We start from the raw sequence: 17,319 nt of genomic DNA, 5'->3' as shown, positions 1-17,319 counted from the left end.
TTTCTTCAATTTTTAAGATTAAAATGATAATTGAATTCCAGCCATCCAGGTTGTTAATGGAGGTAGAATCCGTGTACTCTGAGTTTCCGGATCAAATCCTTTATAATCAGTCCATGTGAAAAGATTTTGGCCTTCCAAATAAATTCTCAAATTTGACAACTGCAGCTTTTCAGTTATTTTTTCCGGAACGTCATAGACCAGACTGGCCTGACGCAAACGAGCATACGATGCATCTGTTATGACCGCTGTGCTCTCCATAAATAATAAAGACTGATTAGTACCCGTTCCTCCTCTGGTATAGGCTTGTATATTTGAATTGTCTCCTGGTTGTTGCCAACGTTCCAAAACCAAATCCGGTTGATTTCTACGATAACCTGGAGGAGCACCAAGATCATACATATAGTTATAACCAGTCTGTTTCACAAAGTCTAGCATAAACTGTAACTGCCAATTCCTGAATTGAATACTATTCGCTAGATTCCCATAATATTTACGTCCATTCTGTTTGACCGATTTTTTATCCTCCAGAGCAGAAATGATTCCATCGCCATTAACATCCTCAAATTGATATAACCCAGTCTGTGCATCAACACCTTGATAATTATATAAATAGCGCGTATTTAGGGGTTCACCAATTATGTAGGTGTTTGCGTAGACTGAGGATTCCAAATTAGGAAATGAGACCAATTTATTTTTTGGGATACTCAGCATTGCACTTGCCTCCCAATTAAATGAATTTGACTTTACAGGTACAGCACGTAACTCAAGTTCTAATCCTGTATTCTGAACTAAAGCATCTAAATTATTCTGGATACTGCTAAAACCGGTAGTGAGCGGCAAAGGTTGTCCTACGAGCATGTTCGAAGAACGATTATTATACCAGGCAACATTTATTCCCAACCGATCCTCCCAGAATCCTAATTCCAATGCCAATTCCAGCTTTTTATTAATTTCCCATCCATAGTTCTCATTGTAAAGCCTACTTGGATATACACCTGTAGCACCATTGTAATCATAATAATTGGTGGTCCAACTATCTATATACCCATAATCATTAATTCTATCATTTCCGGAGGTACCGTAACTGGCTCGAAATTTTCCATAACTCAGACTGGAATCAGCAAACCAATCTTCCTCTCCAAATAACCAGGCAGCACCAATCGCTCCAAAATTCCCCCACCTTCGGTTAGGCCCAAATCGACTTGAACCATCACGTCTACCCGTTATATTCAGAATATATTTATGATTTAGATTATAATTGATACGTCCGAAGAAAGCCAAATATTTATAATCCGTTTCCTGAAAGAACGTAACCCCAAAAACCGGCGCAGCCTGAAGATTTTCTATGAAATTATCGTCGGTATAGCCACTTCCTCCTAATTCCTGTAAATCACTATTATTTTCCTGAAGACTAGCCCCCATCAATAGATTTAAATTACCATTACCTATTCTCTTTTGGTAATTTAATTGTGGTTCCAAGATCCAACTTCCAAAGTTTTGTGACCCAAATTGAGAAAATCCTGTTGTATAATAAGCCGGATTCCTTGAGGCCACAGGAGTTATTCCAATTTGTTCACTTTGCATCCGGTTATAGCCTGCATTCAGCTTCAGTTGCAATCCATTTAGAATGCTATATTCCAATCCTAGATTTCCGACAAAAGCATATTGCGTGTTTGTATATTGTTGCATTAACTGACCGTAAGGATTGTTCCAGCCACTAGCATCCCAATACAATGATCCATCTTCATTATAGGGTTCCGGTGCATTAGGTGCGGTATATAGGGCTAAAAAGGTTGGGTCATTATAAGGAAGTTTGTTAGCATCTTTACTGTAAATCATAGATCCATGAATTTTCAGTTTTCCATCTGAATTGGTATGCTGAACCGATAAGTTTCCGGATAACTTACGATTGGAGAAATCCCCGGGAAATACACTTCCTACTTCACGAAAGGAAGCTCCAATACGAAATCGGGTTTCTGAATTTCCTCCCGATACCGATATCTGGGCTTCTGTCAGTTCAGCGGTACCACCTAAAAGGTCACGCTGCCAATCTGTATATTTTTCCTGATCCCATAAAAACAGATCCGGAGCATTGGTTTCAGTGGGCGTAATACCATCGTTTGCAAAAGCTTCCTGCCTCATTTCAAGATATTCTGGTGTGCTCATCATATCCCAAAATCGAGTTAATTTGGAAGCCCCTTTAGCCACAGAAATATTTACCTTTGCTTTACCTAAATTACCTTTCTTAGTAGTAATTAGTACTACACCATTCGCTCCTCTGGAACCATAAATAGATGTAGCATCTGCATCCTTCAAAACCTCAATACGCTCAATATCGGATGGGTTAAGTACTTGAAGTGGATTCCCTCCTCCATTACTGGTATTACTAAAGGTTCCTTCCATTGAATCCGACATAAATGGTATACCATCAACAACATAAAGGGGTTGATTACCACTGGTTATACTATTCATACCTCTAATCTGAATATCAAACCTGGCTCCCGGAACACCTGATGTTTGCGTAATGGCTACACCTGCCATACGCCCTTGTAAAGCCTGAAATAGGTTACCTACCGGCTGACGCTCCAGCGTCTCTCCTCCAATAGAAGATATATTTCCTGTCTGTTCCTTTTGCGTAACCGTGTAATACCCTGCATTCACCACCACATCTTCCAAAGCATTGAGTTCCTCTTGTAACGATATATCGATAGTAGTCTTATCTCCAACGGTAACTTCCATTGGCTTAAATCCTAAATAGGTATACACCAAAACACTCTCGGGATCCGGTACTATAATCTCGTAGTAACCATCGATATCTGTAAATACCCCGGTTTTAGTTCCTTTGATCATTATCGCTACTCCCTCTAATGGCACTCCAAAATTATCGGTGACCTTTCCCGATACTTCCTGTTGTGCGGATAATGATTTTGGTTTTATAATTATTCGGTTATTACTCCCTAATATGATATCATATTTTCCTTCAGGGACCGACTCCTTTAAAATCCTCCCGATACTGAATTTCCCTCTCTTTAAATTCACCATAGGGGCATCTTCAAAAAGGTCTTCCGGATAAATGAAGCGATATTTAGTTTGTGTCTTTATAAGACTAAATACATCGTCGATCGATATGGACATATCCTTATCGACCACCACTTTTTCCTGAGAAAATGTAACTTCTGTGGTAAATCCAAAGACTGTGGTGCAGATTAAAAATATAAATGTTCTCATACAGCATAAGAAAAGCCATCGGACAAACAGCCCTCCCTTATTGTTGGTTGTTTCAATTTCCATAAATTTGTTATGTGTTAGTTAAATAATACTTTGATTGACACTTCAGAGAGACGGAGTTGGTACATCGGCAAAATGATTGACTTCGCTCTCTTTTTCATTTTTACAAGTTCAGCTGGTATCCATAATTTCTATTTTAGAATGATTGTTTTATCGTTGATTTGATAATTCTTAATACTGTTGAATTCTTTAAGGGTATTTAAAAGATCCACGATATTCTGATCTTTTCCGATCGCTCCTGTAAATCCTTGCTTTCGTAATGCCGGATTCTCAAAAATCACCTCCATATCATACCATCGGGACAAAACTTTCATGATTTCTTCCAATTCCATATGATTGAAACTAAACACACCATCCTTCCAGGATACCGCATCAAAAACATTTACATTGCTTATTAAGAATTCTTGGGTGGTGAAATGCAATATTGCTTGTTCTCCCGGGATAAGCTTCTTCTGGTGTTGAGAATTGCTAATGCGAACCTTTCCTTCTACCAATGTGGTTGTTGTAGTTGATTCATCTTTATAGGCCTTAATATTGAATTCGGTACCTAAAACATCTACCTTCTGTGAATTGTGTGATACCTGAAATCCTGCTCCTGCATTTTTAGCACTTGAACTAACCTCAAAATAAGCCTCTCCATAAACCAATTCCACTTCTCTTTCCACTCCCCTTTCGAAGGATACAGGATATTTCAACTGGGTCTCTGCGTTTAACCAAACCCTCGTGCTATCAGACAATTGAACAAAATATTGTCCCCCCCTGGGTATAGTTAAGGTGTTATAGGTAATCTTCTCCTCAGGTGTATCCACGTTATGATAAACGAGCTGTTCTCCATCACTGTTTACATTTTCGCTCGTATATCGATTCTCTTTATTCAATGTGATTTGCGAACCATCACTTAACGTAAGTATTGCTTTTGCCTCACCGGACTTGATCTGATTATTTACAATTACAGGAGTATTGGCAGGATTGTTTATAACTTCGTTGCGCTTTGTTAGCATAAAGAGTCCAACACCTATGGCAAGAACCACCATCGCTGCGTATTTGAGTGTCTGATAGAATAGCTTCCGTTTATAAATTTTACTTTCCGCTTCAATCTTTTGAAATAAGATTTCTTTTGCTTTACCGGAATCAAAATTCAACACAGATTTATTTATAGCCCTATGTAATTGAACATATTTAGCGAACAATTTTTCGTTCTCTGTCTGATTCAACCATTGTTGTAACTCCAAAAGCTCCTTGTCGCTGGCGGCGTTGGTTAAAAATTTTACAATTAGCTTTTCCATGTTTGAATTCATACCCTTGGATTTATACCTATAACGAAGCCAAAATCCTGACACCCTGAGCTGAGTTAAAAAAAAATGATAATTTTGTTAAGAAACTGATATTGAAATCTTCTATTGAATCGTCATTTCCCGAATTCCCCCACCCTAATTAATTCCCTTCGAGATGGGAAGAAAGAAGCCTATGCACAAGTTGTGGATATGTACTACGCCAACCTATGCCAGTATGCAGCCAATTTGACCAGAGATTCGCAATCAGCCGGGGATATCGTTCAAAACGTAATGATCCGATTATGGGAACGTCGCAATTCTTTACATCCGGAATTAAATCTTAAAAATTACTTATACCGATCTGTTTATAATGAATTCGTCGATCAATTTCGTAAAGAAAAAGCGCTTTCTACCCTCGAAGAGAAGTATATTCAAGAACTGAATTCCTATCAGGATGAGGAAGGTGAAGAACGATTAGCAGCACTCCTTGAACTCGTACAAAGAGAGATTGAACAACTCCCTGAAAAATATAAACAAACGTTTTTATTAAGTAGAAAAGAAGGTCTTACCTATGAAGAAATTGCAGCTTTTTTAAAGATATCCGTGAAGACCGTTGAAACCCATATGACTAAAGCATTTTCGATATTGAGAGCCAAAACCGGTGAACGATTAAATACGTTACTTTTCATATTATTTGGAAGCGTATCACGATAGGATTTCGAAATAATCTATTAAAATATAGATACTATTTTAGAATGGATTAAAGTAACGAATGGAAAGACAAAAAGATAAGTCACTGTATAATAATCACATACTTCAATAATCATTGTATTTCAGATAGCCACGAATACTATTCACCATAGTCCTGATCCCGCGTGTTTACGATCCACTCGATTGCAGCTTCAGACATTTTTTTATAGTCGTGCCCCACTTTCTTAATAGTGTCCATTTCCCAATTAAATGTCCAGTTATTTTTGTTCTTCAATTCCTTGTTGGCACTAAAAAAAGCTGTTCCACGCTGCAATCTATAAGAGCCTTGTTCCATGGCCAATTCTGTGGTTCGGAAAGTTCCTAATCCCGGATCATTATCTAATTCTCCTAAAAGTATAATCAATCTTTTTTTATACGAAGCTTGCAGATTTACTGCTGTATTTCTGATCCCATATGGAAATTCAAGATGCTCATCCGGAAAACTATAAAATCCGGAATTTGCCGCAATTGCCGTCCCAATTCTTGCTTCAGGCAAAAACATGACCATTCTGTGAACAAATTGTCCACCCGCCGAATGTCCGAATATATCGTACTGCTCATTCGTAATCTTATCAACCGATTTAAGGTGGTCAAATATGTTCTCAACGACGGTATAGGCCCATTCGCTTTTCGGGTTTTTGGTACCAAAAAAGGTATATAAATTTCCCTCCTGATAGTCGTTCGTAGTATATTTTGAAAACTTATTCTCGAATTCCGGGGCTACTATAAGAAGATTATTTTGGTTGGCTAATTCGATCCAGGCATTTAGATAGTCATCCGCATTTCGCCCGCCGCCATGCATAACGAATACTATTTTGTCTTTGTCCTTCCAACTTTCGGGTTTGTAGGTCCATACCCTGATTGATTTTCGTTTAGTATCCTTATAAGCATACATTACAAAGGAGTCCTCTCCGTATTTAATAGGTATTGTTTCCGAAATTTCAGGTCCCTTGGGTACTAAATACAAATAACTATAGCCTGTTAATATCAGGATTGCTAACGTAAAGACCAGATATAGCATGGTTTTTTTAAGAATGCGTAAAGTTTTGTTCATCGTATTTAATTCATTTATTGGATGTAAATCTCAGCCAAAAATGGATTACCGGATTTTCTTTTTTACTGAACCGTTAGTATTTAAGGATGAATTGTATTTTTTTGAAAATGCTTCCTATGATATACGTATGAATTCGTCTGGTGGCATACATTTGGAATAAAATTGGCCGCTGTCTGCAAGATCACCATTTATTGCAATTCCAACAATGGACAAATTTCCAAAGACTGCCACGATGTCTTTTTACAATCTCCATTCGTGACGATTTTCTGAAATGTATACTGATAGGGCGTTTTGTCAACCCTTTGGTCGGGGCAAAGAATTGGACTTGATTCAGAATTGAGAATTGAGAATTTCGAGTGAAGGATTATGAATGAAGAATTATGGATTAATTGAGAATTGAATTATAATCTACCATTTACAATTTACAATTAACCTGGGTATTCGCTCTCCGTACTCTTAATGATCTTTCTCTGGTTTTACCGCGTCGAGGAAGAATAATTTTCTGTTTAACGCTTCCAATTCCTCCCTTTAGATTACATTAAAATCGAATTAATTAGTGGTAATTAATAAACCTTCCTAATTTCATGCTTTAATTCATCCGGTATATTCACCCATTCCGTTGTTTCAGTTAATTCCAGTTCTGTAAAGCACTCTGTCTTAATAACACTTACAATATGAATGAACCACTCCAAATACGTCCATTCTCTTGGTCTCTGAGCATATAAAGTTAATTTATCCTTATCCCAGTGTACTCCCGTTGCAGTTCGAGAGACCAGTGAAAAATTGGACTTCTCTGGTTGTATATAAAGCCTACCGGTGTTGTCTATTTCAACGCTGATAATTTTGTCTTTTTGCATAGCACTAAAATATTCCTGTTTTAAGGTTTAGATGTAAGTGGCTTTTGATCATTGATGGAGGTAATGCATTCATTAAAATGCTGTGGTAGGTTGCTGTTCTTCATCGGTAAAATTCTGTTGTTGATTTGGAAAGATTCAAAGGGTAATATCAATAAGAAATCGCAGGCTCGACTCCGTATCTTCCAACGCGATAATTTGGTCGTTGTATGCTAGTTCAGTCGGTACATAAAAAGACATGCTACAGGGCAATTCAGTATAGTCAGCTTTAAATTCCAAGTTAACAGAATGTGTATCGTTCAAGTCAAAAGTATACAGAAATGTGGTTTCTCCTGGAATATAAAGCAATAGTGTAGGGTCGTAATTCCGAAATTCTGATTCCGGTTGAAGATTTTCATTGGCTGGTATATAATAAAAGTCAGGATTCGGAAAATCACCGGAAACAATACTATTTTCAGGATCAATGGTTCCTTTTTCGATTAGATTAACACCATTTTCATCCACAAACCGTATATATAATTCGGGTATGACGGGATCAAAAAGGGCGCAGTCAATACCTTCATCATCATCACTGGAGCACCCTATTAAAGCGAATGCAATAACTATGATTCTAAATATTCCCTTCATAGGCTGGTTTATTACAGGATGCTGAAATTGGGAATTGGATGCGTCAATTATTTTAATGAATAAATTTAATTTGTCAACAAGTAATTTTATAGCATATCCTTATAGGTAGTAATTAAAAACCACCCCTGAATCAGGGGTGGTTACGTACACTAAAACAATTTCATACCAAAGTCAATTTACCCTGATGACATTGAAACTATAAAAGATTCCAATTTTTAGGGAGTAGAATTTATCAAACATGAATTATTCCACCAACAATATTTAAGTGTACAATCGTAATTATTGCTAAATCTCCAATCACAAAATGACTATTAAGAAAAGATAATCTCTCCTATCAGGTAGAGCCGAACAACAATTGTTGTTCGGCTCTATTCTTCAACGAAAAATGTATTTGAATTTCCTATCTAATTAAAATCAGCAAAGGTTTTTTTATTAGCACTCCCACCAATCATTCTCCTTCCTGAATATATTGTATGGCCCTTTGCAACTGTGCATCTGTAGTACCGCTTAAATCTTCAGCTGTAGGTTCAAAATACAGATCTGGTATGATGCCTGTACGCTGCGTTTCTCTACCGTCGGGATAGAAGATTCCCTGCCCCGTAAAGCAGAATTCATAATTCCCCGGCAACGTCAACCTTCTCACATCGCCATCTGCTCCCGCGGTCTGACTGCCTATTACTGTTGTATTTTGGCTGAACTGTCGTAACATCATGGTATACCACTCTCCCATACTTTGGGTATTTTCATTTACCAGGATCACAATCTGACCCATGTATAATTCGCCGATAGGCTTCGTGCCGTCTTTCGAAACATACATATAGGTTTCCAGTTCTTCCTTATATTTGAAAATCCCGATCTGCCTTAGATCGGCCGTATAATACCGCGCAAAAGGAAAAGGTGCTTTACCCAATAACATGGGAATGTAATAGGTGAAAAAGCCCGGGGACTGCGGATATTTCCGCATGTCGAAAATAAGGGCCTTTTTACTTTTTAATTCAGCCGACAACCTAGCCATATCTTCATCATCCGGAAGATCCTTATCAAAAACATGGCCTGCCCTGATCAGGGTAATATCATTCCCAAGAGCTTCCATTCCCTTGAATGCTTTTGCTTTAGCTACTTCCTGTTTGATATGGCTTTCTATAATTTTGACACTCGGTTGGTCTTTTCGATCCAGCATCACCAACTTTCGATCCAGTTTTGTTCCCTGTCTGTTTACTTTTACATTCAGCACTTTCTCTCTCAGATCACTAAAAGCCAAAACATCTCCCCTGAAGTTGTTCGTTGTGCTCAATTCTCTGTATTTCACGGCATCGTTAGAAGCTGGTAACAGCGAAGAGCGATCCTTAAGCCATTGCTTTATCTTGATCCCATCGATCGCAACAATGATATCCCCTTTTTTAAGCGAACTCACCGCAGCAAGGGAATCATTCAGGAATTTTTTGATCACGAGTCCGTTTGCCTGTGCCTTGTAGTCAAAAGGTGGATAATACCGTACATCGAAGATCGTGTTCACCATTTGCATGTTATCAGCGGCCATAAAGGATCCTGCGTGGGTATCATCAATCGCAGCGGCCAGCATCAACACTCCTTTTTCATAACCGGCCCTGTCGCGGATTTTTCTGAAATCAGGAATCATCGCCGTTAAAACTTTTTCCCAATCTTTATCCATTACATACTTATACGGAAAAAGGTATTCGATCGCATTCCAGGTCTTCGCTAAGGCGAGCAGGTTCATCGCTTCCTTATCAAAGGTGTAATTTGCATAAGCCTCCTCATTCGGCAGTTTACCCTGATAAAATAATTCCGGTACATATTGGTGCTTGCCACTCGTATTGATCTGATTCGTCAGGTCCTCTAATTGTTCTTTTAATAACGAGGTATACCGCTTGTCTTTAATCCAATGGAAGTCGACATTATTGAGCAGATAGGGGCCGTCGATCAATTTTGACTTGGGGTACACTTGTTTGGAAACCATTGGTTCAGGCCCCTTATTGCTGGTCAGTTCGATCATAAGTCGATTAAATTGCTGCTTATCGGCATGCTTTACGGTTTCGATCAGATCCAGAAACACCTGATCGGCATCAAATTCACCTGCGATACTTTTCTGGGATCTGTATTTGACTAATCCCCAGATCTGAATAAATTCTCGAATGTTTTGGTTCTCAACTTTATCATCAGACAGTTGCGCATTCCCGTTAAATGATATAAACAATAAGAAAAACAGTAATAACAGCACTTTTTGCATAATAGTCATCAATTTTTATTTGATGCCAAATGTCGATTTAAAAAAGTCCTGGTCCTAAAGCGATTGACCAGTCGCTTAATTCACTTGACAACCCTTGAATATTAGCAAATACAATCTTATAAGTCCGATTACCGATTTTGTCAATAAAATCGTCCGCTTTGTGTATCCTTTTTTAACTTAGAATATTATTAGCCTACTTTTGAAGAGATGAAGAAAAAATGGTTATTCTATTTGCATTTTGGGTATTGGGCGCTGGTGCTGGCTCAAAAATTACTGGAGGCAATAGGCACTGGAGTATTGGGTACTCAGCCCGACTGGCACCTGTTCTTTTCGATCGTATTACCGGTCAAAATATTACAGACCGGTTGTTTAGCCTTCTTCTTTTACGTCAATTATCTATTGTTGATTCCCTATATTTTAAAGAAGGGAAACATCCTCAAATATGTACTCTCCCTGGTAGGGACACTCGTAGTTTTTAGTCCGCTGTATTATCTGATGGAGCAATTAATCTACCCGATGATCGGTTGGAAAACGTACTCCCAGGACCTAGATTTCTCCTTCGCTTTTATCGTGACACTGAGTGCCAATTTTGTCAATATATTTCTGGGGTTACTCCTGAGTTATTTAATGGATTGGCGTACGCTACGCGCTGAAAAGGAACTCGTGGAAAAAGAACAGCTAAAAACAGAACTGGCCTTTTTGAAATCCCAGGTGAATCCTCATTACCTGTTCAATACCATCAATGATATTTATGCCCTCACCCAACAGCAATCTAAAGAAGCTCCGGATGCTCTTTTGAAGCTATCTGAGCTTTTGCGTTATATGCTACGGGAAAGTGATGAACATAACGTTTTGCTTTCCAGCGAGATCAATTACCTTGACAACGTGATCGCGTTACATAAAATCGGACAAAAAGGAAATACCCATATTGATTTTGAGGTGTCCGGTACGGTGAATAATCAAAAAATAGCCCCTTTAATCCTGATCAATTTCGTGGAAAATGCTTTTAAACATGGTGTTTTCAGGAACAATGAAGATCCTATTCAAATATTGGTTTCTGTAGACCGCCATCATTTCAATTTCCATCTTAAGAATAAGATCAATACGGCAAGAAAAGATAAAACGGGAGGAATCGGTCTCAACAATGTAAAAAGACGTCTTTCATTGCTTTATCCTGATAGACATGAACTCTCGATCAACCAGCAAAATGATCACTTTATTGTTGATCTAAACATTGAACTATATGATTAAATGTATCGTTGTAGATGATAAGCCTTTGGCCATTGACGTATTAACGCATTATATCGATCAAATTCCCGAACTCAGTTTGAGTTTCAGTACCGACAATCCGATAGAGGCCTTAAACAAAGTAATGGAAGGAGACGTTGATCTGGTCTTTCTTGATATACAGATGCCCGAGCTCAGCGGCATACAATTCATGAAGATTATAAAAGGGAAATGTTTGGTGGTTTTGACCACTGCCTATGCAGAGTATGCCCTGGAGGGCTTCGATCACGATGCGGTTGATTATTTGCTGAAGCCCGTTTCGTTTGAGCGTTTTTATAAGTCGGTCGAGAAGGTTCAGCTACTCCGGAAGGGGTTGGCTGAAAAGGAGGTGCCGAAGACAACGGTCGCCTCCCCCACCAAAAAAGTTATCCGGGATATGTTTGTCAAGACCGAGTACAAACTGGTGCGGGTGAGTCTGGATGAAATACTTTATGTAAAAGGTTTACAGAACTACCTGACCATCCATACGGTCCATGAAAAGATCACCAGCCTTCAGACGATGAAAAGTATCGAAGAACAACTGCCTGCAGATCAGTTTATCCGGATTCATAAATCGTATATTGTCTCTATTCACAAAATAGAGAGCATCGAGCGAAACCGTATCCGAATTGGCGGGATTACTATTGCACTGGGAGAAGTGTATCGCAAAGCCTTTTATGAAGCAATTGAGACGAATTAATCAATGACCTTGCGATATGTATCTCGTTGTGCCATTTTGGAGGCGATTATACTGATAATAAATATTTGTAATCCGTGAAAAAGCATCAGGGGTAATAGTATCAAACCTGTTGAAAAGGAACCAGCGAATAAAATCTTCGAAAATACCGTGCCATGTACCAACGATTTTTTCGTTCCGCAGAATTGTGCCGTGATACGGTCTTCCGCACTAAAATTCAATCGTTTTGATAGGAAACCTGTTGTGTAGAACATGAAAAAGAATAATGCAATAGCACAAAGGAACATGATCAGCAGATCTTTAGTTTGAATCTCTGCAAAGACATTTTCTAAAAAGGATTCCGCGAAGCTTTTATAGATGATCACTAATATAATGGATTTGTCGAAGAGCGCTAATTCCTTAGCATATCTCACCGCTACTTTCCCCAATTTCTTATTCAGAACCAGCCCTAGAATTACCGGAATCAGGATCTCCACGATCAGCTTGACATAAATGTCCGATAGATCATAGCCCGTGGAATCCTGTTGTAAAAACAGTCCCATCCATAAAGGAGTAATGGCAATACCGATCAACCCGGAAATACTGGCGTTGAAGATCGCAGCCGGAATATTTCCTTTGGCAATAGAAACCATGACCACCGAAGAGGAAACCGTTGAGGGTAAAGCTGCCAAAAAAAAGAAAGGCAACCATAATTCAGAGAACTGCGTATGGATCACCCAGGGATAAACCAGCAATACCACCAGTGGAAAGATAAAGAATGTGGTAAGCTGCACGACTAAGTGCAGCTTCCAATTCTTCAAACCATCCTTTATTTTTTCCGGACTTAATTTTAATCCATAGAAGAAGAAGATCAGCGAAATACCCGCACTGGCAATAATATCGAGGTTTAGGGGACTCTGATCACTTCCTAAATAAGGAAAAATATAAGCCAGACCTATGACAATAAGTATGGCTAAAACAAAACGATCAATTTTCATTCTTTTTCTTATCAATATTTCTGTAGGCTAAGTAAAACAATTGTGGGAGAACTGTAAAGGATAAAAGCATACAGATGATCAATCCACCGCAAATCATGATAGCCAGTGGCTTTTGCACTTCCGAGCCCATCCCGTTTGATATATAACTTTAAAAAATTTAAGGATGCTCTTATATAACTGATCTATGAAAAAATGCCATGCAAAGGTGTTAACCATGGTTATACCTGAGATGAATATTTGCTGAGGAAGGAACTATTGCTTTTCAAAAGCAACCTGATCCACGACCGTGTTTACTTCACCGGTTTTTTCCTGAGCCTTTATTTTATCAGGAACCAGCACACTTCCAACGATCATGCTCAGGCAACTTACGACCGTTCCATAAATAGTAGCATCGATTCGGGTATCAACCATATAACAACCAAACCAGGTTAATCCTCCGATGATCATTGCGGACCACGCTCCGGTGACTGATGCCTTCTTCCAAAATAAACCAAAGGTGAAAGGAGCGAAAAGACAAACCAGAATAAGGCTTAATGAAGCAGCGACAAGTCCGACAATATCGGAATCATCAAAGGCGAAATAACAGGATATAGCTGCGATCAAAATGACACTCAGCCTGGTAAAAAGGAGTACATTTTTATCGGAAAAATTCTTTAGATTAGGTTTGATCAGGTTTTCTCCTATTACTGTAGCCGGTGCCAGTAATGCACCGCTGGAAGTACTTAAAATCGCTGATATCATCGCTCCATAAAAAAGAACCTGCACGGGTACACTGGTCATTATTTTAACCAGTGAAGGAATGATATCCTGACTATTGCCGTTGGCCAATAATTCGGGGTATAAATAAACACCCCCCAGCCCTATTATTAAAGGGATACTAGGCATAATAACCATAAGAATTGCCCCGAGAAAGAGTCCGTTACGAGCTGCTTTTTCATTTTTGGCAGAGAATACCCGTTGGTATATCTCCTGAACCGGGATCGTACCCGCAGTAAAAGCGAGTAAAAGTGCGATATATTCAGACCAGGAATCGAGTCCACCCTGTGGAGTAAGCTTAAAGAATTCAGGGGATTGGCTTTCAAAAATGGGTAGTATCCCCTGTGTCTTATGCAACACTTCAAACAGGAGAATAAACAACCCTAATAATATCATGATACTTTGAACCATATCGGTATAAGCTACCGCCCACATCCCGCCTATATAGGTGTAAAAAACCACAATGGAAGCTCCCAATAAGATTCCATAACCAAAAGGAATTCCCATTACCGTATTAAATAAATAAGCCAAAGCTACAAACTGTGCAGCTATCCAGTGCGGATACGAGAACACCATGATCAGTGAAGACGCGGTTTCCAGTTTTTTATTGAATCGTATCCTGAAGAAATCATTGATGGTCACGATATTCATTCGATACAGCTTTTTCGCATAGAACTGTCCGACAATATATAAACAGATTCCCGCTGCCAGGATCAGGGTTATATAGGATGAAAATCCATCTACAATGAAATAACCCGGATTTCCCATGATCTGGCTACTTCCAAACCATGTGGCGAATAACGTAACTCCAACCAGCGAGGTTGTCAGGCTTTTTCCGGCGAGTGCAAAATCTCCGGAGGTCTTAATTTTCTTCGAAGCCCAAAAACCTATTCCAAGCGTGATCAACAAGTAAAATATGATGAAAAAACTAACCATTTCAAATAGCCGGATATATTAGCGATAATTCAAATACTTGTACTAACCAGGGCGGTATGGGGTAATATATAGGATGTTTATATTCCTTCTAATATAGGGAATTAAAAGCATAAACTCTTTATCTTTAAAACAACTATTTCATCTCCGAACGCTATTACCATAGTACTGTCTTATGTTCGTAATTTTCTGATGACCTCCCATATTTTTAACCTCAGATTTAATTTGACCTGAAATGTTCCATTTTTGACATAATATGAAGCGTAAAACCAGACTTGACCGTATACTTTTGAGCCTATGTTCATGTAGCACTCAAAATATCTGAATGAATCCTGAATCTAAAATTGAACCCAAGCCGCATTATGAGATATTAGACGGCCTTAGGGGTATTGCCGCGGTCATAGTCGTACTATTTCATCTTGCAGAGCCACTGGCCACCAGTCGATTTGATAACCTGGTAAATCATGGGTATTTAGCCGTTGATTTTTTCTTTCTGCTGTCCGGGTATGTTATCGGATATGCCTATGATGATCGCTGGAAAAAATTAACGATCGGTGCCTTTCTGAAACGACGATTGATTCGATTACAACCGATGGTCATCTTAGGGATGACCCTGGGTGCCATCGGATTTTATTTTACTGATTCAACGATATGGCCTCTTATACACAACGTTCCTTTCTGGAAATTGATCCTGGTCATGATCATCGGATATACCCTGCTCCCCCTTCCGCTCTCTATGGATATTCGAGGCTGGCAGGAGATGCATCCGCTGAACAGCGTAGGGTGGTCTTTATTCTTTGAATATATTGCCAATATTCTTTACGCACTCGGTTTAAGAAAATTGTCTAACAAAAGCTTACTGATCTTTGTCTTATTCGCTGCCATTGCTCTTTTGCATTTAGCGATTACGAGTCCCAATGGTGATATCGCCGGGGGGTGGACCCTCAATTTCGAACATATGTATATCGGAATCATTCGGACGTTGTATCCGTTTTTTGCAGGTTTACTGTTATCCAGGATTACACGCCCGGTTCGTATTAAAAATGCATTCTTATGGTGCGGATTATTGCTGGCCGCTATCTTGTTTATGCCCAGAATCGGAGGTGAAGAATATCTTTGGAAGAATGGATTGTATGAAGCGATCTGCATCATCCTGATCTTTCCCGCCATCGTTTACATCGGTGCCAGTGGTATCGTTACCGGCAAATTGGGAAATAAGCTTTGTAAATTTCTGGGAGATCTTTCTTATCCCTTATATATGACCCATTATGTGCTGGTATATTTCTATGTTGCCTGGGTTAGTAACCAAAAAGTGATCGACCCCACTACGGCGCTTTTCTACGCTGTGCTAACCTTTTCCGGCGCATTGATACTAGCCTATATAAGTTTAAAATACTATGATGAACCTTTGCGAAAATGGTTGCAGCGAAAACAGAAATAAAATAACAATTCACTAATATAGGGTAGTTGAATTTACCATTGCAAGTCTCCACTAACGGTCTGCACTAAGTATATATAGCACACTATTAATACTCATAAAAAATCACATCCTCATAACCGGAAAGGAGAAGTCCGATCTCCGAATAGTTCGCTAATTGAATGGACTTAAGGTTAAAGGAAATGGTTTTATGAAGATAGGCTTCACAAAGTTCAGAGGATTCAAATTTGATTTTCAGTGTTCTTTGAGGTACACCCGTTTCGATGATACTCCCTGAATCAACCAGCTCTATGTCCCAGGTTTCTCCGTTGCACCCTCCTGCTCCAATAGTAATTTCAAGACAATCTCCATTCAGAGAAGCATTTTCGATGTTATAATACATGGTGTTTGTCTGGTGATAAAGCTCATTGCTGATGCGTATACATCGATCACAGGATCCATTATCGGTGCAGGAAGCAGTTGCAGCATTATCATCGTCATTTCTGCAGGAAAACAATACCAGCAACAGGCAAAAGTAAGTGAGCTTTTTAAGCATGATGGCTTTGATTTACGAATACGGAGTACTAAATATAACCAATTTAATCGCTTAAAACTTAAAACCGCTTATCATCATAGCTATACGATATAATGAGCATAAATAAATGAGGAATTCACGGTAGAAGAAAAAATCATACCCTATTCGGACCTTGCAGACTACCCTTTCAATTCCATGTGCAGGATCGGATAGGGTTTTCCTGTACCATCTACTACTGATCGGTTCACCGTTTTAAATCCGAAGTGCTCGTAAAAGCCTACCGCCTGTTCATTTTGCTCATTGACGTCAACCTTGGTCACTTTTAATTCTTCGATCGCAAAATTCAACAGTGCTTTACCTATATGTTTTCCTCTATGATCCGGATGAATAAACAACATTTCTAAATTATGATCGGCCACTCCAAGAAACCCAATGATTTTATTTTCGCTATTTCGAATACATTTTAATTCAACAGCATCTAAATAGGTATTTAGAATCAAGGGTTTAAAATATTCGATATCCTCTTCTTTTAAAAAGTTATGGGTAGCTCTTACGGAGGCTTCCCATACCGCTACGACTTCTGTATATTCTTTTTTATCGATGTTATCTATTTGCTTCATAGGAGTGAATGACGGACCTTAAA

Annotated in this window: 14 protein-coding genes and 1 pseudogene; 4 read left to right on the top strand and 11 right to left on the bottom strand. The window is 38.9% G+C overall.

The window, feature by feature from the left end:
- Nucleotides 1–18: 18 nt before the first annotated feature.
- Nucleotides 19–3,228 (bottom strand): SusC/RagA family TonB-linked outer membrane protein, encoded by a 3,210-nt coding sequence (locus tag DMZ48_RS13020; RefSeq protein ID WP_162558719.1) that lies wholly within the window; start codon nt 3,226–3,228, stop codon nt 19–21.
- Between the two features lie 191 nt (nt 3,229–3,419).
- The gene (locus DMZ48_RS13015) at nt 3,420–4,574 is read right to left on the bottom strand and encodes a FecR family protein (RefSeq protein WP_162558718.1); all 1,155 of its coding nucleotides are present in this window, start codon (nt 4,572–4,574) and stop codon (nt 3,420–3,422) included.
- A 114-nt stretch (nt 4,575–4,688) separates the two neighbouring features.
- Here DMZ48_RS13015 and DMZ48_RS13010 point away from each other — a divergent pair, with 114 nt between their 5' ends.
- Nucleotides 4,689–5,276, top strand: coding sequence for an RNA polymerase sigma factor (locus tag DMZ48_RS13010; RefSeq protein ID WP_143955596.1), 588 nt, complete (start codon nt 4,689–4,691; stop codon nt 5,274–5,276).
- 136 nt (nt 5,277–5,412) lie between these two features.
- Here the strand turns inward: DMZ48_RS13010 and DMZ48_RS13005 are convergent, their stop codons facing one another.
- The 4 genes from DMZ48_RS13005 to DMZ48_RS12990 form a co-directional block, all read right to left on the bottom strand.
- Nucleotides 5,413–6,366: an alpha/beta hydrolase family protein gene (locus DMZ48_RS13005; RefSeq protein WP_143955595.1), complete on the bottom strand. Its 954-nt coding sequence runs from the start codon at nt 6,364–6,366 to the stop codon at nt 5,413–5,415.
- Between the two features lie 563 nt (nt 6,367–6,929).
- On the bottom strand, nt 6,930–7,223 hold the full coding sequence (locus DMZ48_RS13000) for a hypothetical protein (RefSeq protein WP_143955594.1): 294 nt from the start codon (nt 7,221–7,223) through the stop codon (nt 6,930–6,932).
- A gap of 135 nt (nt 7,224–7,358) precedes the next feature.
- Complete coding sequence (locus tag DMZ48_RS12995; RefSeq protein ID WP_143955593.1) at nt 7,359–7,847, bottom strand: hypothetical protein; 489 nt, start codon at nt 7,845–7,847, stop codon at nt 7,359–7,361.
- A gap of 448 nt (nt 7,848–8,295) precedes the next feature.
- On the bottom strand, nt 8,296–10,104 hold the full coding sequence (locus DMZ48_RS12990) for a S41 family peptidase (RefSeq protein WP_143955592.1): 1,809 nt from the start codon (nt 10,102–10,104) through the stop codon (nt 8,296–8,298).
- 198 nt (nt 10,105–10,302) lie between these two features.
- Here DMZ48_RS12990 and DMZ48_RS12985 point away from each other — a divergent pair, with 198 nt between their 5' ends.
- A complete protein-coding gene (locus tag DMZ48_RS12985; RefSeq protein WP_143955591.1) occupies nt 10,303–11,346 on the top strand; it encodes a sensor histidine kinase in 1,044 nt (347 codons plus the stop codon).
- Nucleotides 11,339–12,061, top strand: a complete 723-nt coding sequence (locus DMZ48_RS12980) for a LytR/AlgR family response regulator transcription factor (protein ID WP_143955590.1) — start codon at nt 11,339–11,341, stop codon at nt 12,059–12,061. The genes DMZ48_RS12985 and DMZ48_RS12980 overlap by 8 nt, the downstream gene beginning before the upstream one ends.
- On the opposite strand, the gene DMZ48_RS12975 is transcribed toward DMZ48_RS12980, so the two are convergent.
- The 3 genes and pseudogenes from DMZ48_RS12975 to DMZ48_RS12965 all read right to left on the bottom strand — a co-directional run bounded on the left by DMZ48_RS12975 (nt 12,058) and on the right by DMZ48_RS12965 (nt 14,727).
- Nucleotides 12,058–13,035 (bottom strand): bile acid:sodium symporter family protein, encoded by a 978-nt coding sequence (locus DMZ48_RS12975; RefSeq protein ID WP_143955589.1) that lies wholly within the window; start codon nt 13,033–13,035, stop codon nt 12,058–12,060. The two genes, DMZ48_RS12980 and DMZ48_RS12975, sit on opposite strands and share 4 nt — an antisense overlap.
- A pseudogene (locus tag DMZ48_RS18895) lies at nt 13,025–13,177 on the bottom strand (efflux RND transporter permease subunit); the annotation flags it as partial. The gene DMZ48_RS12975 and the pseudogene DMZ48_RS18895, both read right to left, overlap by 11 nt.
- 110 nt (nt 13,178–13,287) lie before the next feature.
- Nucleotides 13,288–14,727 carry a high affinity choline transporter 1 gene (locus DMZ48_RS12965; protein WP_143955587.1) on the bottom strand — a complete coding sequence of 480 codons (1,440 nt, stop codon included), beginning with the start codon at nt 14,725–14,727 and terminating at the stop codon, nt 13,288–13,290.
- Between the two features lie 322 nt (nt 14,728–15,049).
- Between DMZ48_RS12965 and DMZ48_RS12960 the strand changes: the two genes are divergently transcribed.
- Nucleotides 15,050–16,165 carry an acyltransferase family protein gene (locus DMZ48_RS12960; RefSeq protein WP_143955586.1) on the top strand — a complete coding sequence of 372 codons (1,116 nt, stop codon included), beginning with the start codon at nt 15,050–15,052 and terminating at the stop codon, nt 16,163–16,165.
- A gap of 85 nt (nt 16,166–16,250) precedes the next feature.
- Here DMZ48_RS12960 and DMZ48_RS12955 read toward each other — a convergent pair whose 3' ends face one another.
- Both DMZ48_RS12955 and DMZ48_RS12950 read right to left on the bottom strand, forming a co-directional pair.
- Nucleotides 16,251–16,697, bottom strand: coding sequence for a hypothetical protein (locus tag DMZ48_RS12955; protein WP_143955585.1), 447 nt, complete (start codon nt 16,695–16,697; stop codon nt 16,251–16,253).
- Between the two features lie 158 nt (nt 16,698–16,855).
- Nucleotides 16,856–17,296, bottom strand: a complete 441-nt coding sequence (locus DMZ48_RS12950) for a GNAT family N-acetyltransferase (protein ID WP_143955584.1) — start codon at nt 17,294–17,296, stop codon at nt 16,856–16,858.
- Between the last annotated feature and the right edge of the window lie 23 nt (nt 17,297–17,319).

This window comes from Robertkochia solimangrovi, from assembly GCF_007279655.1.
Classification (GTDB): Bacteria; Bacteroidota; Bacteroidia; order Flavobacteriales; family Flavobacteriaceae; genus Robertkochia; species Robertkochia solimangrovi.
Note: the sequence above shows the minus strand (reverse complement) of the source record. Positions and strands in the feature narration are given on the sequence as shown.